General features: G+C 69.0%; 23 protein-coding genes and 1 riboswitch. Of the genes, 12 read left to right on the top strand and 11 right to left on the bottom strand.

Going from position 1 to position 24,166, the window contains the following annotated elements:
* The first annotated feature begins 25 nt into the window (after positions 1 to 25).
* Together ACM6JT_RS26145 and ACM6JT_RS26140 are read left to right on the top strand one after the other, a co-directional pair.
* Positions 26 to 1,150: a porin gene (locus ACM6JT_RS26145; protein ID WP_414857586.1), complete on the top strand. Its 1,125-nt coding sequence runs from the start codon at positions 26 to 28 to the stop codon at positions 1,148 to 1,150.
* A 206-nt stretch (positions 1,151 to 1,356) separates the two neighbouring features.
* Positions 1,357 to 2,061, top strand: coding sequence for a glutathione S-transferase N-terminal domain-containing protein (locus ACM6JT_RS26140; protein WP_131947055.1), 705 nt, complete (start codon positions 1,357 to 1,359; stop codon positions 2,059 to 2,061).
* Positions 2,062 to 2,248: 187 nt separating this feature from the next.
* Here the strand turns inward: ACM6JT_RS26140 and ACM6JT_RS26135 are convergent, their stop codons facing one another.
* A complete protein-coding gene (locus ACM6JT_RS26135) occupies positions 2,249 to 3,166 on the bottom strand; it encodes a LysR family transcriptional regulator (RefSeq protein ID WP_034184183.1) in 918 nt (305 codons plus the stop codon).
* A gap of 79 nt (positions 3,167 to 3,245) precedes the next feature.
* Here ACM6JT_RS26135 and ACM6JT_RS26130 point away from each other — a divergent pair, with 79 nt between their 5' ends.
* Together ACM6JT_RS26130 and ACM6JT_RS26125 are read left to right on the top strand one after the other, a co-directional pair.
* Entirely contained in the window at positions 3,246 to 4,022 is a 777-nt protein-coding gene (locus ACM6JT_RS26130; protein WP_105390168.1) for an SDR family oxidoreductase, read from the top strand.
* Positions 4,015 to 4,416: a GlcG/HbpS family heme-binding protein gene (locus ACM6JT_RS26125; RefSeq protein ID WP_034184182.1), complete on the top strand. Its 402-nt coding sequence runs from the start codon at positions 4,015 to 4,017 to the stop codon at positions 4,414 to 4,416. Before ACM6JT_RS26130 ends, ACM6JT_RS26125 begins: the two co-directional genes overlap by 8 nt.
* Before the next feature lie 212 nt (positions 4,417 to 4,628).
* On the opposite strand, the gene ACM6JT_RS26120 is transcribed toward ACM6JT_RS26125, so the two are convergent.
* A complete protein-coding gene (locus ACM6JT_RS26120) occupies positions 4,629 to 5,144 on the bottom strand; it encodes a MarR family winged helix-turn-helix transcriptional regulator (RefSeq protein ID WP_414857585.1) in 516 nt (171 codons plus the stop codon).
* A 130-nt stretch (positions 5,145 to 5,274) separates the two neighbouring features.
* Between ACM6JT_RS26120 and ACM6JT_RS26115 the strand changes: the two genes are divergently transcribed.
* Positions 5,275 to 6,453: an MFS transporter gene (locus tag ACM6JT_RS26115; RefSeq protein ID WP_414857584.1), complete on the top strand. Its 1,179-nt coding sequence runs from the start codon at positions 5,275 to 5,277 to the stop codon at positions 6,451 to 6,453.
* A gap of 285 nt (positions 6,454 to 6,738) precedes the next feature.
* Here the strand turns inward: ACM6JT_RS26115 and cobM are convergent, their stop codons facing one another.
* The 4 genes from cobM to cbiE are packed head-to-tail and all read right to left on the bottom strand — an operon-like array spanning position 6,739 to position 10,580.
* Positions 6,739 to 7,467, bottom strand: a complete 729-nt coding sequence (gene cobM, locus ACM6JT_RS26110; RefSeq protein ID WP_131947052.1) for a precorrin-4 C(11)-methyltransferase — start codon at positions 7,465 to 7,467, stop codon at positions 6,739 to 6,741.
* Positions 7,468 to 7,510: 43 nt separating this feature from the next.
* Complete coding sequence (locus ACM6JT_RS26105) at positions 7,511 to 8,242, bottom strand: cobalt-precorrin-6A reductase (protein WP_414857583.1); 732 nt, start codon at positions 8,240 to 8,242, stop codon at positions 7,511 to 7,513.
* Positions 8,239 to 9,327, bottom strand: a complete 1,089-nt coding sequence (locus ACM6JT_RS26100) for a cobalt-precorrin-5B (C(1))-methyltransferase (RefSeq protein WP_414857582.1) — start codon at positions 9,325 to 9,327, stop codon at positions 8,239 to 8,241. Before ACM6JT_RS26100 ends, ACM6JT_RS26105 begins: the two co-directional genes overlap by 4 nt.
* Positions 9,327 to 10,580, bottom strand: a complete 1,254-nt coding sequence (gene cbiE / locus ACM6JT_RS26095) for a precorrin-6y C5,15-methyltransferase (decarboxylating) subunit CbiE (RefSeq protein ID WP_414857655.1) — start codon at positions 10,578 to 10,580, stop codon at positions 9,327 to 9,329. Before cbiE ends, ACM6JT_RS26100 begins: the two co-directional genes overlap by 1 nt.
* A gap of 202 nt (positions 10,581 to 10,782) precedes the next feature.
* Positions 10,783 to 10,975: riboswitch (cobalamin riboswitch) on the top strand.
* Between the two features lie 107 nt (positions 10,976 to 11,082).
* On the opposite strand from cbiE, the gene cobG reads away from it, so the two are divergent.
* The 5 genes from cobG to ACM6JT_RS26070 all read left to right on the top strand — a co-directional run bounded on the left by cobG (position 11,083) and on the right by ACM6JT_RS26070 (position 17,332).
* On the top strand, positions 11,083 to 12,462 hold the full coding sequence (gene cobG / locus ACM6JT_RS26090; RefSeq protein ID WP_414857654.1) for a precorrin-3B synthase: 1,380 nt from the start codon (positions 11,083 to 11,085) through the stop codon (positions 12,460 to 12,462).
* The gene (locus tag ACM6JT_RS26085) at positions 12,455 to 13,081 is read left to right on the top strand and encodes a precorrin-8X methylmutase (RefSeq protein ID WP_105390176.1); all 627 of its coding nucleotides are present in this window, start codon (positions 12,455 to 12,457) and stop codon (positions 13,079 to 13,081) included. The genes cobG and ACM6JT_RS26085 overlap by 8 nt, the downstream gene beginning before the upstream one ends.
* On the top strand, positions 13,078 to 13,812 hold the full coding sequence (locus ACM6JT_RS26080) for a precorrin-2 C(20)-methyltransferase (RefSeq protein WP_034184173.1): 735 nt from the start codon (positions 13,078 to 13,080) through the stop codon (positions 13,810 to 13,812). Before ACM6JT_RS26085 ends, ACM6JT_RS26080 begins: the two co-directional genes overlap by 4 nt.
* Positions 13,809 to 15,518: a precorrin-3B C(17)-methyltransferase gene (cobJ, locus tag ACM6JT_RS26075; protein WP_414857581.1), complete on the top strand. Its 1,710-nt coding sequence runs from the start codon at positions 13,809 to 13,811 to the stop codon at positions 15,516 to 15,518. Before ACM6JT_RS26080 ends, cobJ begins: the two co-directional genes overlap by 4 nt.
* Before the next feature lie 458 nt (positions 15,519 to 15,976).
* Positions 15,977 to 17,332 (top strand): chitinase, encoded by a 1,356-nt coding sequence (locus ACM6JT_RS26070; RefSeq protein ID WP_217589648.1) that lies wholly within the window; start codon positions 15,977 to 15,979, stop codon positions 17,330 to 17,332.
* A gap of 242 nt (positions 17,333 to 17,574) precedes the next feature.
* On the opposite strand, the gene ACM6JT_RS26065 is transcribed toward ACM6JT_RS26070, so the two are convergent.
* From ACM6JT_RS26065 to ACM6JT_RS26050, 4 genes are all read right to left on the bottom strand, one after another.
* The gene (locus tag ACM6JT_RS26065) at positions 17,575 to 18,318 is read right to left on the bottom strand and encodes an IclR family transcriptional regulator (protein ID WP_407970523.1); all 744 of its coding nucleotides are present in this window, start codon (positions 18,316 to 18,318) and stop codon (positions 17,575 to 17,577) included.
* A gap of 53 nt (positions 18,319 to 18,371) precedes the next feature.
* A complete protein-coding gene (locus tag ACM6JT_RS26060; RefSeq protein ID WP_175749401.1) occupies positions 18,372 to 19,538 on the bottom strand; it encodes an acyl-CoA dehydrogenase family protein in 1,167 nt (388 codons plus the stop codon).
* A gap of 112 nt (positions 19,539 to 19,650) precedes the next feature.
* Positions 19,651 to 20,952, bottom strand: a complete 1,302-nt coding sequence (locus tag ACM6JT_RS26055; RefSeq protein WP_105390182.1) for a CitMHS family transporter — start codon at positions 20,950 to 20,952, stop codon at positions 19,651 to 19,653.
* 125 nt (positions 20,953 to 21,077) lie between these two features.
* Positions 21,078 to 22,247, bottom strand: a complete 1,170-nt coding sequence (locus ACM6JT_RS26050; protein WP_414857580.1) for a CaiB/BaiF CoA transferase family protein — start codon at positions 22,245 to 22,247, stop codon at positions 21,078 to 21,080.
* A gap of 274 nt (positions 22,248 to 22,521) precedes the next feature.
* Here ACM6JT_RS26050 and ACM6JT_RS26045 point away from each other — a divergent pair, with 274 nt between their 5' ends.
* Positions 22,522 to 22,779 (top strand): hypothetical protein, encoded by a 258-nt coding sequence (locus tag ACM6JT_RS26045; protein ID WP_175749398.1) that lies wholly within the window; start codon positions 22,522 to 22,524, stop codon positions 22,777 to 22,779.
* Between the two features lie 150 nt (positions 22,780 to 22,929).
* The gene (locus tag ACM6JT_RS26040; RefSeq protein ID WP_131947043.1) at positions 22,930 to 23,352 is read left to right on the top strand and encodes an NUDIX hydrolase; all 423 of its coding nucleotides are present in this window, start codon (positions 22,930 to 22,932) and stop codon (positions 23,350 to 23,352) included.
* 89 nt (positions 23,353 to 23,441) lie between these two features.
* Here ACM6JT_RS26040 and ACM6JT_RS26035 read toward each other — a convergent pair whose 3' ends face one another.
* A complete protein-coding gene (locus tag ACM6JT_RS26035; protein ID WP_414857579.1) occupies positions 23,442 to 24,014 on the bottom strand; it encodes a DUF1993 domain-containing protein in 573 nt (190 codons plus the stop codon).
* Between the last annotated feature and the right edge of the window lie 152 nt (positions 24,015 to 24,166).

The following is a 24,166-nucleotide window of genomic DNA, read 5'->3' as shown; positions in this document are numbered from 1 at the left end:
GGTCCAATACGACCCTGGAGACTTCATGAAGACGAAACTGGCCGCGCTCGCGGCGCTTGCCGGCTGTTCGGCGCTCGCTCACGCGCAATCCTCCGTCACGCTGTACGGCGTGGTCGACACGGGCCTGCTGTACCAGAGCACGTCGGCCGCGTCGTTCAGCCCGACCGCGCCGAATACCGGCAAGGTGTTCCGGATGAAGGACGGCGGCATCTATTCGAGCTTCTGGGGCATCAAGGGCAGCGAGGACATCGGCGGCGGCTACAAGATCAACTTCAAGCTGCAGGGTTCGTTCGACAGCGGCACCGGCAAGCTGCAACTGAGCGACACGCCGGGGGCTGTCGCGATCTTCAACCAGGTCGCGTCGCTCGGCGTGTCGGGCCCGTTCGGCACGTTCACGGCCGGCCGCCAGATCGTGCCGATGATCTACGCGATGGCCGACACCGACGTGCGCAACGCGCAGTTCTTCGGCAGCGTGCTGACCGCGTGGCTCGGCCTGAACACCGCGGCCGGCTGGCCGGGGACCAGCACCAACGGCGCGATCGGCGCGCTGTACGACAGCAATACGCTCGTCTACCAGTCGCCGACGTTCGCGGGCGCGTCGATCGCGCTCGAATACGCGCCGGGCGGCGTCGCCGGGCAGTTCCAGGGCGGCACGCGCGAATCCGTCGTGCTCAAGTACTCGAACTACGGGCTGAACGCGTCCGCGCTCTACTACAACGGCCACGACACGAACCCGTCGCCGGGCGTCGCGCCGACCGGCGTCGACAACAACCGCTTCATGTACTTCGGCGCGAAATACACGATCCGCGATTTCTCGGTGTCGGCGTCGTACGGCAACGGCAGGAATCCTGCGCATGCCGACAAGGTGAACCTCGACATGCTGTCGGCGGGCGTCGGCTATCGCTTCACGCCGGCGCTGCAGGTGACTTCCGCCGTGTACTACCTGAAGGACCGCAACCGTTCCGAGAACCGCTCGACGGCGGTCGTGCTCGCGGCCGACTACAGCCTGTCGAAGCGGTCGATGGTGTATGCGCAGGTCGGCCGCGTGAACAACCGCGGCACGATGGGCCAGATGCTCGTGTACGGGCAGCCGGTCGCGCCGGGTGTCGGCACGACGGCCGCGATGATCGGGCTGCGGCACAACTTCTGACGACGTGACGACCTGACGACCTGGCGCGGAATGGGCCAGGCGGCGCCCGGGTGCGAATCCCGGCCACCGCCTGCATCGATTCCGGGGATCGGCTACAGTGGGCGTTTTTCGGCGCGCTCCGGCGCCGTCGCCGCGCCGCGGATCGTGCGCGAGCGCGGCGGCAAGGCGGAGCGCGGATCACCCACCTCGTCGACGAGCGAACTTCCATGCCCGACCTGTCCGCCTTCCCGATCACGCAAAAGTGGCCGGCCCAGCATCCCGACCGTCTCCAGCTGTACTCGCTGCCGACGCCGAACGGCGTCAAGGTGTCGATCATGCTCGAGGAAACCGGCCTGCCGTACGAGCCGCACCTCGTGCGCTTCGACACGAACGACCAGTTGTCGCCCGCGTTCCTGTCGCTGAACCCGAACAACAAGATCCCGGCGATCATCGATCCGAACGGCCCCGACGGCAAGCCGCTGCCGCTGTTCGAATCGGGCGCGATCCTGATCTATCTCGCGGACAAGACCGGCCAGCTGATTCCGAAGGATCTCGCCGGCCGCTACGAGACGATCCAGTGGGTGATGTTCCAGATGGGCGGCATCGGCCCGATGTTCGGCCAGGTCGGCTTCTTCCACAAGTTCGCCGGCCGCGACTACGAGGACAAGCGCCCGCGCGACCGCTACGTCGACGAGTCGAAGCGCCTGCTCGCCGTGCTCGACGCGCATCTCGCGAACCGCAAGTGGATGATGGGCGACACGTACACGATCGCCGACATCGCGATCTTCCCGTGGGTGCGCAACCTCGTCGGCTTCTACGAAGCGGGCGATCTGGTCGGCTTCAGCGAATTCCGGCACGTCGCGCGGGCGCTCGACGCGTTCGTCGCGCGTCCGGCCGTCGCGCGCGGGCTCAATATCCCGGCACGAGGCTGAGCTGCCACGCGGGTCGCACGCCGCGCGGCCCGCGGTCTGCGGACTTGCACCGCCCGCCGCATTGTGCGGCGGGCTTTGTGGGGGCATTGCGAATTTCCAGGGAACGCTGGGAAGACCGTCGGTGTTCGGCCATAAGCGGACGCTCCGGTACCATCCGTTCATATCCCCCATCTAATCGATAACAGTCTCAGGCCAAAAGTCTTTCGATTTTTATCATGTCAATCAACGCGCGCAAGCCAAGTGAGACATGGCGATGGCCTGGGTAACAAAGGCACAGCCCGGGAAGTGGTGGGCACCAGTCATCGAGGACACGTTCAAGGCGACCGTCGGCCAACGCATCAACGGCTAGATGGTCCGGTACGAAGGCAATGCCAATGCCGTCGATCGCTGCCTCCACCATCAGTGGCTGGTCCGTCAGCGTTAATCGGCCATTGACGTTGATGGTCTCGCTGGTGCCGTGTCGCTCAAATTCCCACTGGTAGATATTGCCGCTGTCGAAACGAAAGCGGATACAGTCGTGATGGTAAAGATCCTGCGGTGTGGTGGGCCTTCCCCGTAACGCGAGATAACTGGGTGACGCGACGGCTGCGAAACGCACGCTTCCCATGAGCGGCACGGCCACCATATCCTGCGGCACAGCCTCAGCCAGCCGAATGCCGGCATCGAAGCCTTCTCCGACGATATCGCTTAGCCGTCCGTCGGTGACAATGTCCAGATGAACCTCGGGGTACGACTTTAAGAATCGCGCCATGATGGGCCGCAGGATCAGGCGGATTGCGCCTTCGCTGGCGTTGATCCGCACAGTTCCTCTGGGTGTTTCGCGTAGGTCATTCAACTCCCGCATCGCCTCGTCAATGGCGGAAATCGCCGGGCGCAGCTTGGCGGCCAGACGTTCACCGGCTTCTGTCAGCGAAACACTGCGCGTCGTCCGATTGATCAGACGCACCCCCACACGCTGTTCAAGCGCCTTGACGGAATGGCTGACTGCTGACGGCGTGATGTTGAGTTCAGTCGCTGCACCACGAAAACTGCGTCGTGTTGCAACCGCTAGAAACACGGCAAAAGCGAAGAGATCACCGCCCTTCGATTGATGAGAATTGTTCATCTAACTGTAAAGAATTGATGACATTGCTTTGATGCTACGGCCTCCCTACACTGAACGCAATGTCCTGAAGGAGTCGTCGATGTCACAGAAAATCCTCATTACCGGCGCCAGTTCCGGCTTCGGTCGCGGCGCCGCCATCGAACTTGCGCGCCTCGGCCACAAAGTAGTGGCAGCCGCCGAAACCTGGCCGCAGGTTCGTAGCCTGCGCGCAGATGCCGCCGAGGCAGGTGTTGCCCTTGAAGTCATCAAGCTGAATCTGCTCGATCCCATCGATATCGCACATGCAGGCTCATTCGACCCTGACGTGCTGGTACTCAATGCCGGCGTCATGGAAGGGGGGGCTATCGTGGACATCCCCATGCAGCGCGTGCGCGAATCTTTCGAGATCAATGTGTTCGGGCACTTGCAGCTGGTCCAAGCCATCGTGCCGAAGATGGTGGCTCGTCGATCGGGAAAAGTTGTATGGACGTCGTCGATGGGCGGCATCCTGGTCGTCCCGTTCGTCGGCATCTACTGCGCGACGAAGCACGCAATTGAAGGCATTGCCGGGTCAATGAAGGCGGAGCTTGCGCCCTATGGCGTCAAGGTCGCGACCGTCAACCCAGGCGTGTTCGGCACCGGGTTCAACGACACCGGCGCTGAGAGTTACGTGCAGTGGTACAACGCGGACACTGCCGTGGTGCCGATGCCCGATTTCAGCGAGAGCCTGGTAAACCAGGCAGACCCGCAAGAGATGATCGATGCCATGGTAGAGATCATTCCCGCCGATCAGCATCTGTATCGCACCATGCGTCCGTTTGCGACAGTCGATGCGGCAAAGCAATGGCAAGAGACGGAGTGGACGCAAAATGCCTGATCTGACGCTAGACGTCGCACATGGAATCGTGGCCCGAGGCCAAGCAGCTGCAAAGCAGGCTGGCCTGAACGCAGTCTTCGCGATCCTGGACGCTGGCGCGCAGATGGTGACCTTCTCAAGAATGGATGGCGCATGGCTGGCATCGAACGAGCTGGCAATCGCCAAGGCACGCACCTCCGTCATGTTCCAGGCACCAAGCGAGGCACTCAATGCCCCATTGCAGGTTGGTCAACCGCTACCGCATTTCGATCATATCCATACGGGTGGGCTGTTGCTGATGGGCGGAGGGCTCCCGCTCTTTAACGACGGCGGCGCGTTGATCGGGGCAGTCGGCGTATCTGGAGGGACCCCGGAACAGGACGCGGCACTCGCCCGGGCCGCGGCCGCGAAGTAACCGCAGTCTTGGTCCCGATGTGGAGCTGAGGTGTAAAGAGGAGCGTATTGCTTCTCTTTTCTATTGCGCTTTCTCCAATCGCTGGCACGTTCGGCCGTTGAGATCGCGCCAACTCGAATGACTGATCCGGGTCGGCAAGCGACGTCGACGAAAATTCACGAAGAACTTTGTTTTTGCCCGCGGCGTGCATTTGCGTGACGCATTCGGCACCGCTAGTTGCCGTCTGCCCCTATCGGCGCCCCGTCTCCCAGCCCCGCCAGCAGCTTCTCCAGCAATTGCGACAACTGCGCCTGTTCCGCGTCCGACAGCGCGGCCAGCAGCGCACGCTGGTTGTCGATATGCGCGACGACCGCTTCGTCGATCAGCGCGCGGCCGGTTTCCGTCAGCGCGACGAGCGTGCCGCGCCCGTCGGCCGGGTTCGGCCGGCGCTCGACCCAGCCGGCCTTCTGCAGCCGGTCGATGCGCGCGGTCATCCCGCCCGACGACATCATCAGCGCGTCGTACAGCGCCGTCGGCGTCAGCGCGAACGGCGCGCCGCAGCGCCGCAGCGTCGCGAGCACGTCGAATTCGCCCGGCTGCATCCCGTAGCGCGCAAACAGCGGATTGAGACGGTCGCGCGCGATCACCAGCGCGGCTTCCTGCAACCGCCCCATCACGACCATCGACGACGCGTCGAGATCCGGACGCTCGACGCGCCATTGCGCGAGCGCATGCGCGGCTCGATCCATTAACCCTCCTCGGCTCACCAGTTATCTTGACGTCGAGATAAATCGGCGTTTATCTTGATGTCGAGATACTTTACATGAAAAACGCACGGCGCCCGGACGGACGTCGTGCACCGATACCGAGGGCCTGTCGATGAATCGCTTCACTTCCCCCGGATGGCGGCTCGCCGCCATCGTGCTTGTCGGGCTGAACCTGCGGCCGGCGCTCGCCGCGGTCGGCCCGCTGCTCGACATGATCCAGCGCGCGACCGGCATCGGCGACGGCGCGGCCAGCCTGCTGACGACGATCCCGATCCTGCTGATGGGGCTCGGCGCGCTGAGTGCGCGGCGCCTGCAGCGCGTGACGGGCATCGCGGGCGGCGTATGGCTCGGCGTCGCGCTGATCGGGCTGGCCTGCGTGTCGCGCATCGGCGCGCAGCACGCGTGGCTGCTGCTCGCGAGCGCCTGCTGCGCGGGCGTCGGGATCGCGATGGTGCAGGCGCTGCTGCCCGGTTTCGTGAAGGCGCATTTCGCGACACGCGTCGGCGGCGCGATGGGCGTCTATTCGACGTCGATCATGGGCGGTGCGGTGCTCGCGAGCGTCGTCGCGCCGTTTGCCGCGGCGCGCTGGGGCTGGCTCGCCGCGCTCGCGGGCTGGGCGCTGCCGGCCGCGGTGGCCGCGCTCGCGTGGCCGCTGGCCGGTCGCGGCGGCGATGCGCTCGCCGCCGGGCCGGCTGCGGCATCGGCTGCGCAGCCGTCGCGCTCGCCGCGCGCCTGGCGGCGAGCGCTGTTCTTCGGGATCGCGACGGGCGCGTACACGCTGGTGCTCGCGTGGCTGCCTCCGTACTACATGCGGCTCGGCTGGTCGCCGACGGCGGCCGGCAGCCTGCTCGGCGGCGTGACGCTCGCGGAAGTCGTCGCGGGGCTGACGATCTCGGCGACGATCGACCGCCTGCCCGATCGCCGTCCCGCGCTGCATGCGGCGATCGCGTCGCTGTTCGTCGGGTTGCTGGCGATGCTGGCCGCGCCCGAAGCGCTCGCCTTGCCGGCCGCGCTGCTGCTCGGCGCGGGGATCGGCGCGCTGTTTCCGCTGTCGCTGATCGTCACGGTCGACCATGCGGCGACGCCGGCGGACGCCGCATCGCTGACGGGGTTCGTGCAGGGTGTCGGCTACCTGATCGCCGGGTTGTTCCCGTTCGCGGCCGGCGTCGTGCGCCAGCATCTCGCGGACCTGACGCCCGCGTGGGTGGCGATGGCGTGCCTGTGCGTCGTACTGTTCGCGCTGGCGGCGGGTTTTGCGCCGCGGCTCGCGCGGCGTGTTGCGAGTGCCTAGGCGGTCGGCCGCGCGTCAGCCGCTCGTTTCCCGCTCCGACGGCAACTGTCGATAGGCACGCATCGCCGCAAATCGCACGCGTCTTCGTCGCACAGCCGGCACACCCGGATCGCGGGCTGCACGTCGTCGGCCAGTGCGCCGATCAATTGCTCGCAGATCGGCATGAGGCATGGGTTGCGAACACGGTTCGGCCATCACCATGCCCGTGATGTCCGCGATCGCCGATCCGCGTGCGACGCGCACCTGCGCGAACGTCGTGCCGAACGCCGGCCGGCGCACGCGTGATCAGCCCGCGCTCGCGTACAACGTCGAATCCGCGAACCCTTCGGCGTCGAGCACGCGCCCGATCAGGATCAGCGCGGTGCGCTCGATCTGCGTGCCCTGCACCTTGCCGACGATGTCGGCGAGCGTGCCGGTCACGCGTTCCTCGTCGGGCCAGCTCGCGCGATAGACCACCGCGACCGGGCAATCGGCGCCGTAATGCGGCAGCACTTCGTCGACGATGCGCGCGAGATGGCGCACGCCGAGATGGATCGCGAGCGTCGCGCGATGCGCGGCGAGCGCGCCGAGCGCCTCGCCTTCCGGCATCGTCGTCTTGCCCGCGAAGCGCGTGAGGATCACCGTCTGCGCAACGCCGGGCAGCGTCAGCTCGACGCCGAGCGTCGCCGCGCACGCGGCCGTGGCCGTCACGCCCGGCACGATTTCGTACGGAATCCCGAGCGTCTTCAGCCGGCGGATCTGCTCGCCGATCGCGCCGTACAGCGACGGATCGCCCGAATGCACGCGCGCGACGTCCTGCCCCTTCGCATGCGCGGCGGCGAGCAGCGCGACGATCGCGTCGAGGTCGAGCTCGGCCGTATTGACGACCTGCTCCGCGCGATGGCCGTCGAGCACGGCCGGCGGCACCAGCGAGCCTGCATACAGGATCACCGGGCAGGTGCGCACGAGGCGCTGGCCCTTCACCGTGATCAGCTCCGGGTCGCCGGGGCCCGCGCCGATGAAATACACCGTCATCGAAAAATCTCCGTCAATTCGTTGGATGATCGGCCGCGCGGCGTCACGCGCGCGCGGCCGGATCGAGTGCGTCGAGCAGCGCGGCGGCCGAGTCGAACGTGCGGTCGGCGTCGGGCAGCGACGGCCGGCGCAGCATCACGACCGGCAGCCTGCGTTCGCGCGCCACGTCGAGCTTGGCCTCGGTGGCCGCACCGCCGCTGTTCTTGCTGACGACGACGTCGATCCCCATCAGCGCGAACAGCGCGCGCTCGCCGTCGAGCGTGAACGGCCCGCGCGCGGCGACGATCTGCGCGTGCGCGTTGCCGGGATGCGCGTCGAGGCAACGCACGAGCCAGAACTGGTGCGGCGGGATCGCGTCGAGATGCGCGAGAGGCTCGCGGCCGAGCGTGAACAGCGGCCGCTTGAACGGCGCGAGCGCGGCCTCGATGCCGGCCCAGTCGTCGACCATCCGCCAGTCGTCGCCGGGTTGCGGCGTCCATGGCGCGCGGCGCAGCGCCCACAGCGGCACGCCCGCGTCGCGCGTCGCGACAGCCGCGTTCGCGCTGATTCGTGCGGCATACGGATGCGTCGCGTCGATCACGAGGCCGATGCCGGCGCTGCGCAGATACGCGGCCAAGCCGGCAGCGCCGCCGAAACCGCCGACGCGCACGTCGCAGCGCAGGTCGTCGGGTACCTTGCCGAGACCGGCCAGGCTATACACGTGATGCGGGCCGAGCGCGCGAGCGATTTTCAGCGCATCGCCGGTGCCGCCGAGCAGCAGGATGCGCGCGCTCATCGCGCTTGCCCGACGAAGCGGCCCTGCCGGTCGATCGCGAACATCTCGACTGCGACCGATGGCGGCACGATGTCGCGCGCGACGCGCAGCGCCTGCGCGCAGACGAGATCGCCGAGCGGCACGCCCGCGGCCAGCGCGAGCTTCAACGCTTCCTGGCTCGTGTTCGCGGCACGCATCGCGGCCTGCAGCGCATCGCTCGCGCCGGCCTCGGCCGCCCACTGCGCGAGCAACGGCAGGTCGATGCTCGAATGGCGGCTGTGCAGGTCGAGGTGGCCGGCCGCGAGCTTGCTGAGCTTGCCGAAGCCGCCGCACATCGACAGTCGCGCTATCGGTGCGCGGCGCAAGTGCTTGAGCACCGCGCCCGCGAAATCGCCCATCTCGACCAGCGCCATGTCGGGCAGGTGGTAGTGCGCGCGCATCGCGTCCTCGCTCGTATTGCCCGTGCACGCGGCGATATGCTGGATGCCGTTTGCGCGCGCGACGTCGATGCCCTGGTGGATCGACGCGATATAGGCCGAGCACGAGAACGGCCGCACGATGCCGGTCGTGCCGAGGATCGACAGCCCGCCGACGATACCGAGGCGCGGGTTCATCGTCTTCAGCGCGAGCGCTTCGCCGCCTTCCACGCCGATCGTCACGTCGAAGCCGCCCGCGTAGCCATATTCGGCTGCCAGCGCGTCGAGGTGCGTCGTCATCATCTGGCGCGGCACCGGGTTGATCGCCGGTTCGCCGACCGGCAGCGTCAGCCCCGCACGCGTGACCGTGCCGACGCCCGGCCCCGCGTGAAACCGTACGCCGGGCGCCGTCGCGAGTGCGACGCGCGCGAAGATCAGCGCGCCGTGCGTGACGTCCGGATCGTCGCCGGCATCCTTGATCGTGCCGGCTTCGGCGCCGTCGGCCGTGATCCGGCAGAACTCGAGCCGCATCATCACGCGCTGCCCCTTCGGCAGCACGATCGCGACCGCATCGTCCGCCTGGCCCGCGAGCAGCAGGCGCGCGGCTGCGAGCGACGTCGCGGTCGCGCAGCTGCCGGTCGTATAACCGAAGCGCAGCGGTGCGTGCTGTTCGGGGGTTTCGTCGCGCATCACGCGTCCACCGGGTTCGACGAGTTCGTCGGTCCGGCCGTGGTGGCCGCGTCGGGCTTGCGCACGTCGTACAGCGTGACCGGCAACGGCTGCCGCCATGTGTCGAAGCGGCCGAGCGGCTCCGCATGCGCGAGCGACACGCGCGTGAGCGTGCCGCCGTGCGCATCGCGCCATGCGGCGAGCGCCATCTCGCCCTGCAGCGTGACCGCGTTCGCGAGCAGCCGGCCGCCGGGCTTCAGCGACGACCAGCACGCGTCGAGCACGCCGGGCGCCGTCGCACCGCCACCGATGAAGATCGCATCCGGCGCGGCGAGCCCGGCGAGCGCGTCGGGCGCGCGCCCCGCGACGAGTTGCAGGCCCGGCACGCCGAGCGCGTCGCGGTTGTGTTCGATGAAGCGCTGCCGCTCCGCATGCGCTTCGATCGCGATCGCCTGGCACGACGGATGCGCGCGCATCCATTCGATGCCGATCGAGCCGCTGCCGGCGCCGACGTCCCACAGCAGTTCGCCGGGCGCGGGCGCGAGGCGCGCGAGCGTCATCGCGCGCAGGTCGCGCTTGGTGAGCTGGCCGTCGTGGCGGTACGCATCGTCGGGCAGGCCGGGCGTGAGCGCGCGGCGCGGCGCGTCGGGGCCGGCCTGGCAGTCGAGCGCGACGAGATTGAGCGCGGCCGTTTCGTCGACGTTCCAGTCCTGCGCGAGGCCGTCGACACGCCGCTCGAGCGGGCCGCCCAGATGTTCGAACACGCTGATGCGCGTCGGCCCGAAGCCGCGTGCGGTGAGTTCGGCCGCGACGGCGGCCGGCGTGCGGCCGTCGGCGCTCAGCACGAACAAGCGCCGGCCCGGCAGCAGGTGGCGCGCGAGCGTCGCGAGCGGACGCCCGACGAGCGATACCGCGCCGATATCCTGCAGCGCCCAGCCGAGGCGCGCGGCCGCGAGCGACAGCGACGACGGCGCGGGCAGCACGCGCCATTCGTCGGGGGAAAGCCGGCGCGCGAGCGTGGCGCCGACGCCGAACAGCATCGGGTCGCCGCTCGCGAGCACACAGACGGGCGACGGGCGGCGCGCGAGCACGCCCGCGACGTCGAACGGCGACGGCCACGTTTCGCGCGCGGCCGGCAGCCGCGCGGGCAGCATGTCGAGATGCCGCTGCGCGCCGACGACGAGCGTCGCGTCGAGCAGCGCGCGCCGCGCGCTGCGGCCGAGCCCCGCGTAACCGTCGTCGCCGATGCCCACTACCGTCAGCCACGCCGTCATGCACCCTTCCCCATCGTTCGATTCCATCGTGTCGCCGCTCGGCCGTAAAAGGGCCGGCGCAGCCGTCCGCATTGCGAAAGACGGCATGGTACCGTGTTCCATCCCGCGTTTCACCTGCCGGCCCACCGGTGCCGGATCGCCACCCGCTTCGCCTGGCGTGAACGGCTTTCCGGTCGCGAACCGCGGTCGAAATCAGGTATCCTACGGCCGTTCGTTCGCCGGTGCCCTTCGGGGCCGAAGAGGGAACACAGGGCGCGCCGCGCGCCGCTGTGGCTGCCCCCGCAACTGTAGACAGCGAGCCGATCTCCCCCCTCACGCCACTGGTTCGACCGGGAAGGCCGGGAGCCGGCGCCGACCTGTCAGCCAGGAGACCTGCCGGCCAGAAAGTGCGTGCGTGCCAGTCGGCGTCGGGCGGGGTGTACCGATGCGTTGGCCCGCGGCGCGACACTGCCCCGATACCCCGTTGAGTTCCGCCCCCGATTCGATTCCTGCGTCGCCCGTCGTGCGCCCGTCGGCCTGCCCGGGGCTCGTGCGCGTCGTTGCGGCCGCCGATGGCGGGCTGTGCCGGATCAAGCTGCCGGGCGGCCGGCTCGATGCGCGCCAGGTGCGTGCGATCGCCGCCGCCGCGCGCGCATACGGCTCCGGCGCGATCGACGCGACCAATCGTGCGAATCTGCAGCTACGCGGCATTCGCGACGGCGCGGCCGACGCGCTGACGCGCGCATTGCTCGACGCGGGGCTCGGCCCGCGCGCCGATGCCACCGCAAAATCGACCGCAGACGCAACCGCCGATGCGGCCGCGCTCGCCGCGAGCGACGACGTCCGCAACGTGATGCTCAGCCCGCTCGCCGGGCATGACCCCGCCGCGCTCGTCGACAGCCGCGCGCTCGCCGTTCCGCTGCTCGACATGCTGACGAGCGAGCCGCGCCGCGGCGAGCTGTCGCCGAAATTCTCGATCCAGCTCGACGGCGGCGAATCGGTCGCGGCGCTCGATCATCCGCACGACATCTGGCTCGCCGCATGGCGCCGCAACGACGGCGCGGTGCGCATTGCGGCCGGGCTGGCCGGCTGCCCGCCGGTCGCGCACGACGATCCGCCTGCGTCGGTCGATGTGTCGCCCGACCAGAGCGTCGCGCTCGTGCGTGCCCTGCTGCTCGCGTTCCTCGATCTCGCGCCGGCCGACGTCACGCGGATGCGTGCACTGCTCGCGACGTGCGGCGAACGCGCGTTGCTCGACCGCGCACGGCACTACCTGCCCTTCCCGCTCGCGGCCGATCCCGCGCTCGCCGGCTGGCGACGCACGCGTTCCGATCCCGCACTGCGTTTCGGCGCGCGTCCGTCGCTCGACGCAGCGCGCTGCAGCGTCGGCGCGCAATTCGTGCTCGGGCGGCTCGACGCGACGCAGCTGGAACGGCTCGCCGCATGGGCCGAAGCCGAAGGCGACGGCACGCTGTCGATGACGCCGTGGCAAGGCGTGTTCATCCACGGCGTGCCGCACGCACGCGCACCGGCCACGCTCGATGCGCTCGCGTCGCTCGGCCTCGTCTGCGCGTCGACCGACCCGCTCGCGACGCTCGTCGCGTGCACCGGCAGCGCGGGCTGCGCGAAAGCGCACGCCGACACGAAACGCGATGCGCTCGCGCTCGCCGCACGCATCGGCCGTCCAGTCGACGTGCACCTGACCGGCTGCGAGCGCCACTGCGCGCTGCCGCATCCCGCTGCGCACACGCTGGTCGCGGTCGCGCCCGCGCACTACGACCTTTACCGGCGCGACGCCGCCGCGGGCCTCGGCGCCCCGCTCGCGCGCCATCTGACGATTGACCAGGCCGCGGCCCGACTGACGGGCGCACGGCATAGCCAGGACACCACCACCGATGCTTGACTACATTCGCGACGGGCAGGAAATCTACCGCCAGTCGTTCGCGACGATCCGCGCCGAGGCCGACCTGTCGCACGTTCCGCCCGACCTCGAGAAACTCGCGGTGCGCGTGATTCACGCGTGCGGGATGGTCGACGTCGTCTACGACCTGCGCTTCTCGGCCGGCGCCGGCACCGCGGGCCGCACGGCGCTCGCGGCCGGCGCGCCGATCCTGTGCGACGCGAAAATGGTTGCCGAAGGCATCACGCGCGCACGGCTGCCGGCCGGCAATCCCGTGATCTGCACGCTCGGCGAGCCGGAGGTGCCCGATCTCGCGCGCCATCTCGGCAACACGCGCTCGGCCGCCGCACTCGAACTGTGGCGCCCGCATCTGGCGGGCAGCGTCGTCGTGATCGGCAATGCACCGACCGCGCTATTCCACCTGCTCGACATGATCGACGCCGGCGCGCCGCGCCCCGCGCTGATCCTCGGGTTCCCGGTCGGCTTCATCGGCGCGGCCGAATCGAAGGCGATGCTCGACGCCGACAGCCGCGGCGTGCCGTACGTCGCGCTGCTCGGCAGGCGCGGCGGCAGCGCGATGGCGGCCGCCGCGGTCAACGCGCTCGCGACGGAGGTCGAATGACGACCGCGCGCGGACGCCTGTTCGGGGTCGGCGTCGGCCCCGGCGACCCCGAACTGATGACGATCAAGGCGCTGCGCGTGCTGCAGGCCGCGCCCGTGGTCGCGTATTTCGTCGCGAAGGGCAAGAAAGGCAATGCGTACGGCATCGTCGAAGCGCACCTGCTCGACACGCAGACGCAGCTGCCGCTCGTCTATCCGGTGACGACCGAGGCATTGCCGCCGCCGCTCTGCTACGAGACGGTGATCGCCGACTTCTACGATACGGCCGCCGAAATCGTCGCGGCGCACCTCGACGCGGGCCGCGACGTCGCGGTGATCTGCGAAGGCGATCCGTTCTTCTACGGCTCGTACATGTACCTGCACGACCGCCTCGCACCGCGCTACGACACCGAGGTCATCCCTGGCGTATGCGCGATGCTCGGCGGCACGGCCGTGCTCGGCCAGCCGCTCGTCTATCGCAACCAGAGCCTGTCGGTGCTGTCGGGCGTGCTGCCCGAACACGAACTGCGCGCGCGGCTCGCGCAGGCCGATGCGGCCGTCGTGATGAAGCTCGGCCGCAATTTCGACAAGGTGCGGCGCGTGCTCGACGAACTCGGGCTCGCGAAGCGCGCGCTGTATGTCGAACGCGCGACGATGGCGAGCCAGCGCATCGTGCCGCTCGACGAAGTCGATCCGATGGCGTCGCCGTATTTCTCGCTGCTCGTCGTGCCGGGGGAAAAATGGCAAGGATGACGACTCCGCCCGCGATCGTGATACTCGGCGCGGGCGCGCTCGACACTGCGCGACGCATCCAGGCACGCTACCCGGGCGCCCGCGTGCATGGGCTCGCATCGCGCGTCGATGCCGACGCGCCATTCGACGAACTCGGCGCGCACCTGCGCGAACTCTATGCACGCGGCCTGCCGATCGTCGCGCTGTGCGCGGCCGGCATCGTGATTCGCTGCCTCGCGCCCGCGCTGGCCGACAAGGGTGTCGAGCCGCCGGTGCTCGCGGTCGCGGAGGATGGCTCGGCCGTCGTGCCGCTGCTCGGCGGGCTGACGGGCGTCAACGTGATCGCGCGCGAACTGGCCGAATGGCTCGGCGTCGCGCCGGCGATCACGACGAGCGGCGAACTGCGCTTCGGCGCATGCGTGCTCAATCCGCCTGAAGGCTATGCGCTCGCCGATCTCGCGCAGGGCAAGCGCTTCGTGTCCGACCTGCTCGCGGGCGCGTCGACGCGCATCGACGGCGCGGCGCCGTGGCTCGACGATGTCGCGCTGCCGCGCGACGACACGGCCGCGCATGCGATCCGCGTGACGCCCGATGCATGGCGCGGCACGCAAGACGAACTCGTGATCCATCCGCGCAGCGTGGTGGTCGGCGTCGATGCGCAAACCATGCACGCGGACGAAGCGCTCGCCGCGCGCATCGAAGCCGCGCTCGACGCACAAGGCCTCGCGCGGCTGGCGCTCGCGGCCATCGTCGCACCGGCGTCGGCGATCGGCGAAGCAGTGCTGGAGGACGCAGCGCAAACGCTCGGCGTGCCGCTGCGCTTCGTCGATGTCGACAACGAAGCGCAAACCGACGCGGCCACGCTGCTCGGCCGCGCATTGCGCGTCGTGCACACGTCGCGCGCAACGTCGAACGGCCTCGCGTGCGCGGTCGCGTCGCATCCGGTCGATCCCGCCACGCTCGGCCGTGCGCGCGGCCGCCTGACCGTGCTCGGCCTCGGCCCGGGCGGCGCCGCATGGCTCACGCCGGCCGCGCGCGCCGCGCTCGCGCAAGCGACCGATATCCTCGGCTACACGACCTACGTGAACATGGCCGGCCCGTTCCGTGCGGACCAGCGCGTGCACGGCACCGACAATCGCGAGGAAATGCAGCGCGCGCGCCATGCGTTCGAACTCGCGGCAGAAGGCCGGCGCGTCGCGGTCGTGTCGTCGGGCGACCCCGGCGTGTTCGCGATGGCCGCGGCCGTGCTCGAAGCGCTCGACGAATCTCGTGACCCGCAATGGGCCGCGGTCGACCTGCGCGTGGAACCCGGCGTATCGGCGTCGCTCGCGACCGCCGCACAGGCCGGCGCGCCGCTCGGCCACGACTTCTGCGCGATCTCGCTGTCGGACAACCTGAAACCGTGGGACGTGATCGAGACGCGCCTGCGGCACGCAGCGCAAGCCGATCTCGTGATGGCGTTCTACAACCCGATCTCGCGTGCGCGGCCGTGGCAGCTCGACCGCGCGCTCGATGTCGTGCGCGCGCATCGTGCGGCCGATACGGTGGTCGTGCTCGGGCGCGACATCGGCCGGCCGGGCGCGACGCTCGCGACGACGACGCTCGGCGCGCTGCGCAGCGACCAGGTCGACATGCGCACGATGGTGATCGTCGGCTCGTCGACCACACGGCGTTTCGCGATCGACGGCGGACGCGAGTGGGTGTATACGCCGCGCTGGTATCGCTGAACGCGGTCAGCGTGTGAACCGGGCGCCGCGCATGGCGGCATGCGCGGGCGTCGTCAATGTACCGCTCGCCGGTGCGCGTTCGGCCGAGCAGATCGTGTCGCGGAGCGAGCTGTCTGCGTCGGCGTGCGTCGAACGCTTCGTCGCGCAGGCCCGCTCACTGGTGCAGCCTGTATCGGCGTAACGCAACGTGAGCGATATAAGCGACGTTAGCGACGCGCATCAGGCTTCATGCAATCAGCACGAACGATCGGGAAAATCGCCCGCCCGATGCATTGCGGAACGGTGTCGAATCGGCAAGATCGTTACGTATCGGAAATCAAATAACAAAAAGAACTCCTGACCATTCACTATTCGGCGCGAATCCTCCAAGATGGGCACGCCGCCGGCCGGGCATGCCCGGTCGTCCGTCCGGCGGCGATACGCGGGCCAGCGTATCCCTCTTCCACTTGGAGAACAGAATGAACAACAACGTGTTGCAGCGTTTCATCCCGCGTGCGATTGCCGCGGGTTGTCTGCTCGCCGCCGCGAGCGTGTCCCACGGCGCCGGCGTCTACGCGCCGTTCGTCGACGTGACGCTCTATCCGACGCCGCTCGTCGACCAGATCGGCGTCCGTCAAGGCATCCAGCAATTCACGCTCGCGTTCGTGGTCGCGGGCAGCGGCTGCGCGCCGTCGTGGGGCGGCGTGCAGCCGATCGGCAACGGCGCGAGCGGCGGCCTGCTCACCGCGCTGTCGACGTCGATCGCGAGCTACCGCGCGAAAGGCGGCGAAGTCGCCGTGTCGTTCGGCGGCGCGAACGGCACGCCGCTGATGCAGGCCTGCTCGACGGTTCCCGCGCTGAAAACCGCCTACCAGACGGTGATCGACACATACGGCCTCACGCATATCGACTTCGATATCGAAGGCGCATCGCAGCAGGACACGGCTGCGGTCGCGCGCAACTTCCAGGCCGTCGCGCAACTGCAAGCCGACTATGCGGCGAAGGGCAAGCCGCTGCACGTCACGCTGACGCTGCCGACGATGCCGACCGGGCTCACGCAGGACGGCGTGAACGTCGTCAACGCGGCGATCGCGAACAAGACGACGTTCGATGCCGTGAACCTGATGACGATGGACTACGGCCCCGCGAACATCGACATGGGCGCGGCCGCGATCAGCGCCGCGCAGGCGCTGTATTCGCAGCTCGACACCGCGTTCAAGTCCGCCGGCCAGCCGAAGACCGGCGCGCAACTGTGGCAGATGGTGGGTGTCACGCCGATGATCGGCGTGAACGACGTGCAGGGCGAGACCTTCACGCTCGCGAACGCGCAAAGCGTGCTGAACGCGGCGGTCAACAACGGCTACGGGTTCTTCGGCAACTGGTCGGTCGGCCGCGACCAGCCGTGCCCGAACAACGGCGCGTATGCGTCGCCGACCTGCTCGGGCGTCGCGCAGCAGCCGTACGCGTTCGCGGCGATTTTCCGCAAGCTCGACGGCAAGTGGGGCGCGGGCGTCACGCAGGACCCGAACTACGGCGGCGGCTCGGACGGCGGCACGCCGCAGCCGGGCGCGCCCTGGGCGGCCGGCCAGGTCTATACGGCCGGCGCGACGGTCACCTACCAGGGCACGACCTATCAGGCGCAATGGTGGACGCAGGGTGACGTGCCCGGCCAGGCGGCCGTGTGGAAGCCGGTCGGCGGCGGCTCGCCGGTATGGTCGGCCACGACCGCCTACCAGGGCGGCACGTGCGTGACGTACCAGGGCGCGAAGTACTGCGCGAAATGGTGGACCCAGGGCGACAACCCGAGTGCCGGCGGCGTATGGGTGAAGTCGTGATGGCGCAACGCGCCGGCGCATGATGCGCGGCGAGCCGTTTCCGGCGCGCGGGATCGAATGCCGGAACGGCTCGTCATGCTTCACCTACGGCCGAAGGCTCGTGAAAGGCCGAGCACTAACACTCGGCACTGTCCAAGAAATCCAGGCAGTTCATGAAAAGCACCCCAAAGCTTGGATCGGTGCCCAACTGTTGGGGTGCGGTTCAGATGCTGGCCCGCTACTGGCCCTCGCGTGCCGCTACCCTACCCGCGCGCGTGTTCGGCCAGCAGCCGCGCCTTCGCGTCGACGAGCAGCGCCGCATGCGTGTCGCGATGCCGGCGGATCCGCTCGGTCGGCCCGACGACCGACAGCCCGTACCAGTCGCCGTCGAGCGTCAGCGCGACCGCGATCGCCGACAGCTCGGGCGCGCTTTCGCCGAAGTTCTCGGCCCAGCCGAGTTCGCGAAACCGCGCGGTTTGTGCGACGAGCGCCGGCAGATCCGCGATCGTCGCGTCGGTGAAGCGCTCGAACGGCAACTGCGCGCCGAGCGCCTGCTGCGCATCGCCGGCGAGTTCCGCGAAGATCGCCTTGCCGATCGAGTTCGCGTGCAGCGGGCGCAGCTCGCCCGGCTGGCGCGTATAGCGGATCGCCTGCTCCGATTCGACGACGTCGAGGTACGTGACCGACAGGCCCTGGATCTTGCCGAGCACGGCGGTCTCGCGGCTCGCGTCGCGCAGCGCGACGAGATGCGGATGCACGATGTCGACGACGGGATCGGTCGCATCGATCGCGGCGGCGATCGTCTGCAGGCGCCGTGTCGGGTAGTAGCCGCCGCGCTTGCGCACTTCGTACAGGTAGCCGCGGCTCACGAGCGTGCGCGCCATCGCGAGGCAGCTCGACGCCGGCACATTGAGCAGGCGCGCGAGTTCGGTCAGCGGCAGCGGCCGCCGTTCGGCGGCGAACAGCTCGAACAGGTCGAGCGTGCGGGCAACGAGTTTGACGTCCATGACGAGCGCTTGATTCGGAACGGGAAACCGCGCGCCGGGCGGGCCGCCGCGCGTCAGTAAGACTTCGGCAGCCCGAGCACCTTCTCCGCGATGTAGCACAGGATCAGTTGCGGACTCACGGGCGCGAGCCTCGGAATCATACACTCGCGCAGGTAGCGCTCGACATGGTATTCCTTCGCGTACCCCATCCCGCCGTGCGTCGCGATCGCCGTCTGGCATGCCTGGAACGCGGCTTCCGCGCCGAGGTATTTCGCCGCGTTCGCCTCCGCGCCGCACGACTGCCCCGCGTCGTAGCGCGTCGCGGCCTTCATCACCATCAGCCACGCGGCCTCGAGCTGCATCCACGCCAGCGCAAGCGGATGCTGGATCGACTGGTTCTGCCCGATCGGCCGGCCGAACACGACGCGCTCGCATGCATACTGCGTCGCGCGGCGCAGCGCCGCCTGCCCGAGCCCGATCGCCTCCGCGGCGATCAGGATCCGCTCGGGATTCAGCCCGTGCAGCAGATAGCGGAAGCCGTCGCCTTCGTTGCCGATCAGGTCGTCGCGCGACACGCGCAGGTTGTCGATGAACAGCATGTTCGAATCGACGGCCTTGCGGCCCATCTTCTCGATCTCGCGCACCTCGACGCGCGAGCGATCGAGGTCGGTGTAGAACAGGCTCAGCCCGTCGGTCGGCTTCGCGACCTGGTCGAGCGGCGTCGTGCGCGCGATGATCAGCATCTTGTTCGCGACCTGCGCGGTCGAGATCCAGATCTTGCGCCCGCTCAGCACGTAGTGATCGCCGTCGCGACGCGCCTGCGTGGCCAGGTGCGTGGTGTCGAGGCCCGCGTCGGGTTCCGTCACCGCGAAGCACGCCTTGTCGCGCCCGGCGATCAGCGGCGGCAGGAAGCGCGCCTTCTGCGCGTCGTTGCCGAATACCTGCACCGGATTCAGCCCGAAGATGTTCATGTGGACGGCCGATGCGCCGGACAGGCCGGCGCCCGACGCACTGATCGTGCGCATCATCAGCGCGGCCTCGGTCATCCCGAGCCCGGCGCCGCCGTAAGCCGGGTCCATCGCGATGCCGAGCCAGCCGGCCTCGGCGAGCGCCGCGTGGAAATCGGCCGGAAACCCGCCCGCGCGGTCGCGTTCGAGCCAGTAGTCGTCGCCGAAGCGCGCGCAGATTTTCTCGATCGCGCTGTCGATCGCGCGCTGGTCGTCGGTCAGGTCGAACTGCATGGATTGCTCTCCCGGAAAACGTGAACGGCCGCGCCGTACGCAAGAAAACGCCGAGCCGCCTCGAAGGAAGTTCCCTCGGGGGCCTGGCGCGAAGCGACAGGTCTGCGGGCGCTCATAGTGGAAACACGCCCGTCGCGACCGCGGCGAAGACCATCAGCACGGTGGCGGCGAACAGGAACGGAATCGTGAATTTCTGGTGCTCGGCGAGCTCGACGCCGGTCAGCCCGACGATCAGGAACGTCGCGGGCGTGAGCGGGCTCACCGGAAAGCCCGTCGTCATCTGGCCGAGCAGCGCGGCCTGCGCCATCTGGATCGGCGGCACGCCGAGCAGCTTGCCGCTTTCCGCGAGCACCGGCAGCACGCCGAAATAAAACGAATCGGGATCGAACAGCAGGCTGAGCGGCATCGACAGCAGCCCGAGCACGAACGGCATGTGGCGCGCATGCTCGACCGGCACGTGCGCGACGACGACTTCCGCCATCGCCTTCAGCATTCCGGTGCCGGACATGATGCCGGTGAACGCGCCGGCCGCGAGCAGCACGCTCGCCATCATCAGCGCGGCCTTCGCATGCGCGTCGATCCGCTCGCGCTGGGCCTGTACGTCCGGGTAGTTGATCACGAGCGCGGCGACCGTGCCGAGCATGAACATCACCATCGGGTCGACGATGCCCGACACCAGCGTGACGAGCACGACGAGCGTCAGCGCGAGGTTGATCCGGAAGCGGCCGGGCCGGCGCAGCGCGCGCTCGGCGTCGGTCAGCTCGCGCGGCGCGATCGCGAGCGACGCCGCACCGGCGCGATCGAGCCCGAGCCGTTTCGCCTCGCGCACGCCGAGCACGTACGCGGTGCCGAACACGAACGCGAGCCCGACGATCTGCACCGGGATCATCGGCATGAAGATCGCCGAGCCGGGAATGTGCAGCGCCGCCGACGCGCGCAGCATCGGCCCGACCCACGGCAGGAAATTGACGCCGGCCGCCATCGACGCGACGCACGCGAGGATGCGGCGATCCATCCCGAGCCGCGTATAGAGCGGCATCATCGCGGGCAGCGTGACGAGAAACGTGACGGCGCCCGAGCCGTCGAGATGGATCAGCAGCGCGAGCAGCGCCGAGCCCATCACGATGCGCGGCGGATGGCAGCCGATCACGCGCAGCACGCCCGCGATGATCGGGTCGAGCATCCCCGCGTCGGTGAGGATTCCGAAAAATAAAATCGCAAAAACGAACATCCCGGCGATCGGGCCGATGTTCTGTACGCCGTGCACGATGAACTTGCCGGTCGTCAGCCCGAAACCGGCCGCGAGCGACGCGGCCACCGGCACGACGATCAGCGCGACGAGCGGCGACAGCCGCTTCGTGATGATCAGGCCGAACAGCGCGACGATGGTGATCGCGCCGATCCATGCAAGCATGATGCGTCTCCTCTTCAGCCGGTGCGTCCGTGCGCGGGCCGGCGTGGTGTCCGAACGAGGTGTACGGCCCGCGCGGCCGTGCGCCGCCGTCGGGCGCGCGGCACGGGCGGCGGCCGCGATGCCGGTCAGTCCCGGCGGTTGTCGTGATCGTTTTCGGCGTCGACGTCGGCAAAAACCTGCGCCGCATGCTCATTCAGCGCTGGCGGCGGCCGCCGGTACGTGGCCGGCGTGCGGCCGAGCTTGATCGGCGACGCGATGCCGCGATGCCGGCCCAGCTCGACCTTCATCTGCCGATGCGCGACATGCGGATGGTCGAGCGCCGCATCGAGCCCGAGCACGGGTGCGCATGGCACGCCGCGGCGCATCAGTTGCTCGGCGAGCGCCGCGCCGTCGTGTCCGGCCAATGCCGTTTCGAGCAGCGCGCGCAGCGCGGCGCGGTTCGCGCTGCGCGCGCGGTTGTCCGCGAAACGCGGATCGTCGGGCCAGTCGCGCGTGCCGAGCACGTCGCACAGCGCCGCAAACTGCCCGTTGTTGCCGACCGCGAGAAAGATGTCGACGGTGGCCGTCGGGAAGCTGTCGTACGGCGTGATGTTCGGATGCGCGTTGCCCGTGCGCACGGGCGCGTTGCCCGAATGGAAGAAGTTCGGCGTATGCGGATGCAGGATCGACAGCGCGCAGTCGAACAGCGTCGATTCGACGAACTGGCCGCGGCCGCTCGCGTCACGCTCGCGCAGCGCCATCAGCACGCCGAGCGCCGCGTTCAGTCCGGTCACGAGATCGACGACCGGCACGCCGACGCGCAACGGCGCGCCGCCGGCTTCTCCGTTCACGCTCATCAGCCCCGCGAGCGCCTGCACGGCTGCGTCGTAGCCAGGCAGCCCGCCGAGCGGGCCGTCCGCGCCGAAGCCCGATACGCGGCAATAAACGAGCCGCGGAAACCGCGCATGCAGCGTATCGAAACCGAGCCCCCAGCGCTCCATCGTGCCGATCTTGAAGTTCTCGACGACTGCATCGGCATGTTCGAGCAGGCCGAGCAGGCGCTCGCGGTCGTCCGGTTGCGTCAGGTCGAGCGCGACGCCGAGCTTGTTGCGGTTCACGCCGAGGAAATACGACGCGGTGTCGCCGTCGAACGGCGGGCCCCACGTGCGCGTCTCGTCGCCGGACGGCGGTTCGACCTTGATGACCTCCGCGCCGTGGTCGGCGAGGATCTGCGTCGCGTAAGGGCCGCCCAGCACCCGCGACAGATCGACGATGCGCAATCCCGCCAGCGCGCCGTGCTGCTCCCGTTCCGCCATGCGTCTCGCTCCTGGTTCCGGTTGATCGGACTGCCGGTTCCGGCGGCCGGCGCCTGCGGCGCGACTTTCCGGATTCGGCGAATAATTCTTGTATGTGAATTTATATTCACACCCGGGAATTATGTTGTCAAGCCCGGATGCACTCGGCGGAAGCGCGGACAACGCCGCCGGGCGCAACCGGAGACGACACCGAAGCCGCGCCGGTTGCGGCACCACCCCGCCCTTCGTTAAGCTGGCGGGCAACCTTCATCTCAAAAAGCAACGCGGAATATTCATGAAACGGATCCTGCTGGCGGCCTTCATGCTGGCGTCGACGCTGGGCGTCGGACACGCGCAAACCCGGACATTCAATTTCGGCGAAGGACAGACACAGATGCCGGCCGCGGCACCGCAGGCCGCCGCGCCGACCGCACGGCCCGCGCCCGCGCGCCGGCACGTGACGGTGCCGCCCCATCACCGGCGCGCCGTTCACCAGCGCCGCCGTTCGCGCCACGTGAAGCCGACGCGCAGCGGGATCTACACGCACGCATGACACGGCTCACGCGGCGCGACGCCATGCACGGAACTGTCACGAACGGCCGGTAAGATCGCTGCGGCTGCCTGCATGCCGTCGCGGCCCGCGGCCGGACAACGAACCGACGACGCGCATTTTCTCCACGATTCAGCACCTGTTTTGCCGAACATGAGTACCGGGCCGGACATTCTCGCCGTCATCAAGGAAAGAGCCACGATCGTGTGCCGCCAGCGCAGCAGCGTGCTGCTGGTCGCCCGCACCGCGTCGCGCTGGTCGCTGCCGGGCGGCACGATCCGGCGCGGCGAGACGCCGCTCGAGGCTGCGCAGCGGGAGCTCGCCGAGGAAACGCGGCTGGAGGGGCTTGCGCTCGACTACGCGGTGCAGTTCGGCGGGCTGACGAAGCTGCATCACGTGTTCGTGGCCGACGTGCCCGCGCACCTGACGCCGCGCGCGAACAACGAGATCGCCCGCTGCAAGTGGTTCACCGTCGACAGGCTCGACACGCTCCATGCGAGCGTGCCGACGCGCAAGATCATCGAGCTGCTGCGCCTCGACTGCTTCTCGGCGATCGCGAACGGCCCGCTGCGCTGATATCGATGCCGCCTGCGCCGGTCACGCGCGCAGGAACGGGCCGGCCTTGCGTTCGAGCAGCGCGACGAGCCTGCTTGCCCGCTCACCACTCACCCTTGCGGAATCGTGCCGGGTCGCACGTACGCGAGCATGTGCGGCACGTAGTCGGCCTTGCCGAGTTCGACGCCGTGATGGCGCAGGATCGCGTACGCGGCGATCGCATGGAAGTAGAACTGCGGCAGCGCCCAGTCGCGCGCGTATTGTTCGCCCGTCATGTCGAACGCGACGCCGTTGGGCAGCTCGAGCGCGATCGGCAGCGCGGCGCCGCCATCGAGCGCATCCGGCGCGAGTTCGCCGAGAAACGCGAGCGTGCCCGCGATGATCGCCTGCGCGTCGCTCAACGAGCCGAGCTGCGCATCCGCATTCCATCCGGCTTCGCGCAATGCCAGCAGCGCGGCCGGCAGCGGCTCGCCGCGCAGCCGGTAGACCGGCTCCATCGCCTGGAAGCATGAGAAGCGCACCTGTGCGGCGAGCGGATACATGTCGGCTGCCAGCTTCAGCGTCATCGCCGCGTCGGGCTCGTCGCCCGCGGCCTGCCCGTGTGCGACAGCCTTGTCGAGCCACGCGGACTGCGCGCGCAGCATCTGGGTAAACGTCGGAACGAGAAGTTGGGTCGGCGACACGTGCGAGCTCCTGTGTAGTGGTTCGCGCCACGATAGCAGCGTCGGCGCAAACCTGCATTCCGGCCTGGGCGGCGCACACGATCCGATGCGAATTCGACGCATTGCCGCATGGCGCGTACGAGCGTTTCCGTATGCGCAACGATCGATCGCGC

The organism is Burkholderia sp. IT-111MI5 (assembly GCF_949752865.1).
Taxonomy (GTDB): domain Bacteria; phylum Pseudomonadota; class Gammaproteobacteria; order Burkholderiales; family Burkholderiaceae; genus Burkholderia; species Burkholderia pyrrocinia_C.
This window is presented reverse-complemented; position numbering and strand designations above follow the sequence as displayed.

What these genes read in the sequence shown, in the direction of transcription:
- ACM6JT_RS26140 (WP_131947055.1), top strand. Translation starts at nt 1,357, where the DNA reads ATGCCCGACCTGTCCGCCTTCCCGATCACGCAAAAGTGGCCGGCCCAG.
- ACM6JT_RS26045 (WP_175749398.1), top strand. Translation starts at nt 22,522, where the DNA reads ATGAAACGGATCCTGCTGGCGGCCTTCATGCTGGCGTCGACGCTGGGC.
- ACM6JT_RS26080 (WP_034184173.1), top strand. Translation starts at nt 13,078, where the DNA reads ATGACGACCGCGCGCGGACGCCTGTTCGGGGTCGGCGTCGGCCCCGGC.
- ACM6JT_RS26100 (WP_414857582.1), bottom strand. Translation starts at nt 9,327, where the DNA reads ATGCGCGACGAAACCCCCGAACAGCACGCACCGCTGCGCTTCGGTTAT.
- cobJ (WP_414857581.1), top strand. Translation starts at nt 13,809, where the DNA reads ATGACGACTCCGCCCGCGATCGTGATACTCGGCGCGGGCGCGCTCGAC.
- ACM6JT_RS26145 (WP_414857586.1), top strand. Translation starts at nt 26, where the DNA reads ATGAAGACGAAACTGGCCGCGCTCGCGGCGCTTGCCGGCTGTTCGGCG.
- ACM6JT_RS26120 (WP_414857585.1), bottom strand. Translation starts at nt 5,144, where the DNA reads ATGGATCGAGCCGCGCATGCGCTCGCGCAATGGCGCGTCGAGCGTCCG.
- ACM6JT_RS26135 (WP_034184183.1), bottom strand. Translation starts at nt 3,166, where the DNA reads ATGAACAATTCTCATCAATCGAAGGGCGGTGATCTCTTCGCTTTTGCC.
- ACM6JT_RS26065 (WP_407970523.1), bottom strand. Translation starts at nt 18,318, where the DNA reads ATGGACGTCAAACTCGTTGCCCGCACGCTCGACCTGTTCGAGCTGTTC.
- ACM6JT_RS26125 (WP_034184182.1), top strand. Translation starts at nt 4,015, where the DNA reads ATGCCTGATCTGACGCTAGACGTCGCACATGGAATCGTGGCCCGAGGC.
- ACM6JT_RS26085 (WP_105390176.1), top strand. Translation starts at nt 12,455, where the DNA reads ATGCTTGACTACATTCGCGACGGGCAGGAAATCTACCGCCAGTCGTTC.
- ACM6JT_RS26060 (WP_175749401.1), bottom strand. Translation starts at nt 19,538, where the DNA reads ATGCAGTTCGACCTGACCGACGACCAGCGCGCGATCGACAGCGCGATC.
- ACM6JT_RS26055 (WP_105390182.1), bottom strand. Translation starts at nt 20,952, where the DNA reads ATGCTTGCATGGATCGGCGCGATCACCATCGTCGCGCTGTTCGGCCTG.
- ACM6JT_RS26105 (WP_414857583.1), bottom strand. Translation starts at nt 8,242, where the DNA reads ATGAGCGCGCGCATCCTGCTGCTCGGCGGCACCGGCGATGCGCTGAAA.
- ACM6JT_RS26115 (WP_414857584.1), top strand. Translation starts at nt 5,275, where the DNA reads ATGAATCGCTTCACTTCCCCCGGATGGCGGCTCGCCGCCATCGTGCTT.
- cbiE (WP_414857655.1), bottom strand. Translation starts at nt 10,580, where the DNA reads ATGACGGCGTGGCTGACGGTAGTGGGCATCGGCGACGACGGTTACGCG.
- ACM6JT_RS26040 (WP_131947043.1), top strand. Translation starts at nt 22,930, where the DNA reads ATGAGTACCGGGCCGGACATTCTCGCCGTCATCAAGGAAAGAGCCACG.
- ACM6JT_RS26130 (WP_105390168.1), top strand. Translation starts at nt 3,246, where the DNA reads ATGTCACAGAAAATCCTCATTACCGGCGCCAGTTCCGGCTTCGGTCGC.
- ACM6JT_RS26070 (WP_217589648.1), top strand. Translation starts at nt 15,977, where the DNA reads ATGAACAACAACGTGTTGCAGCGTTTCATCCCGCGTGCGATTGCCGCG.
- ACM6JT_RS26050 (WP_414857580.1), bottom strand. Translation starts at nt 22,247, where the DNA reads ATGGCGGAACGGGAGCAGCACGGCGCGCTGGCGGGATTGCGCATCGTC.
- cobM (WP_131947052.1), bottom strand. Translation starts at nt 7,467, where the DNA reads ATGACGGTGTATTTCATCGGCGCGGGCCCCGGCGACCCGGAGCTGATC.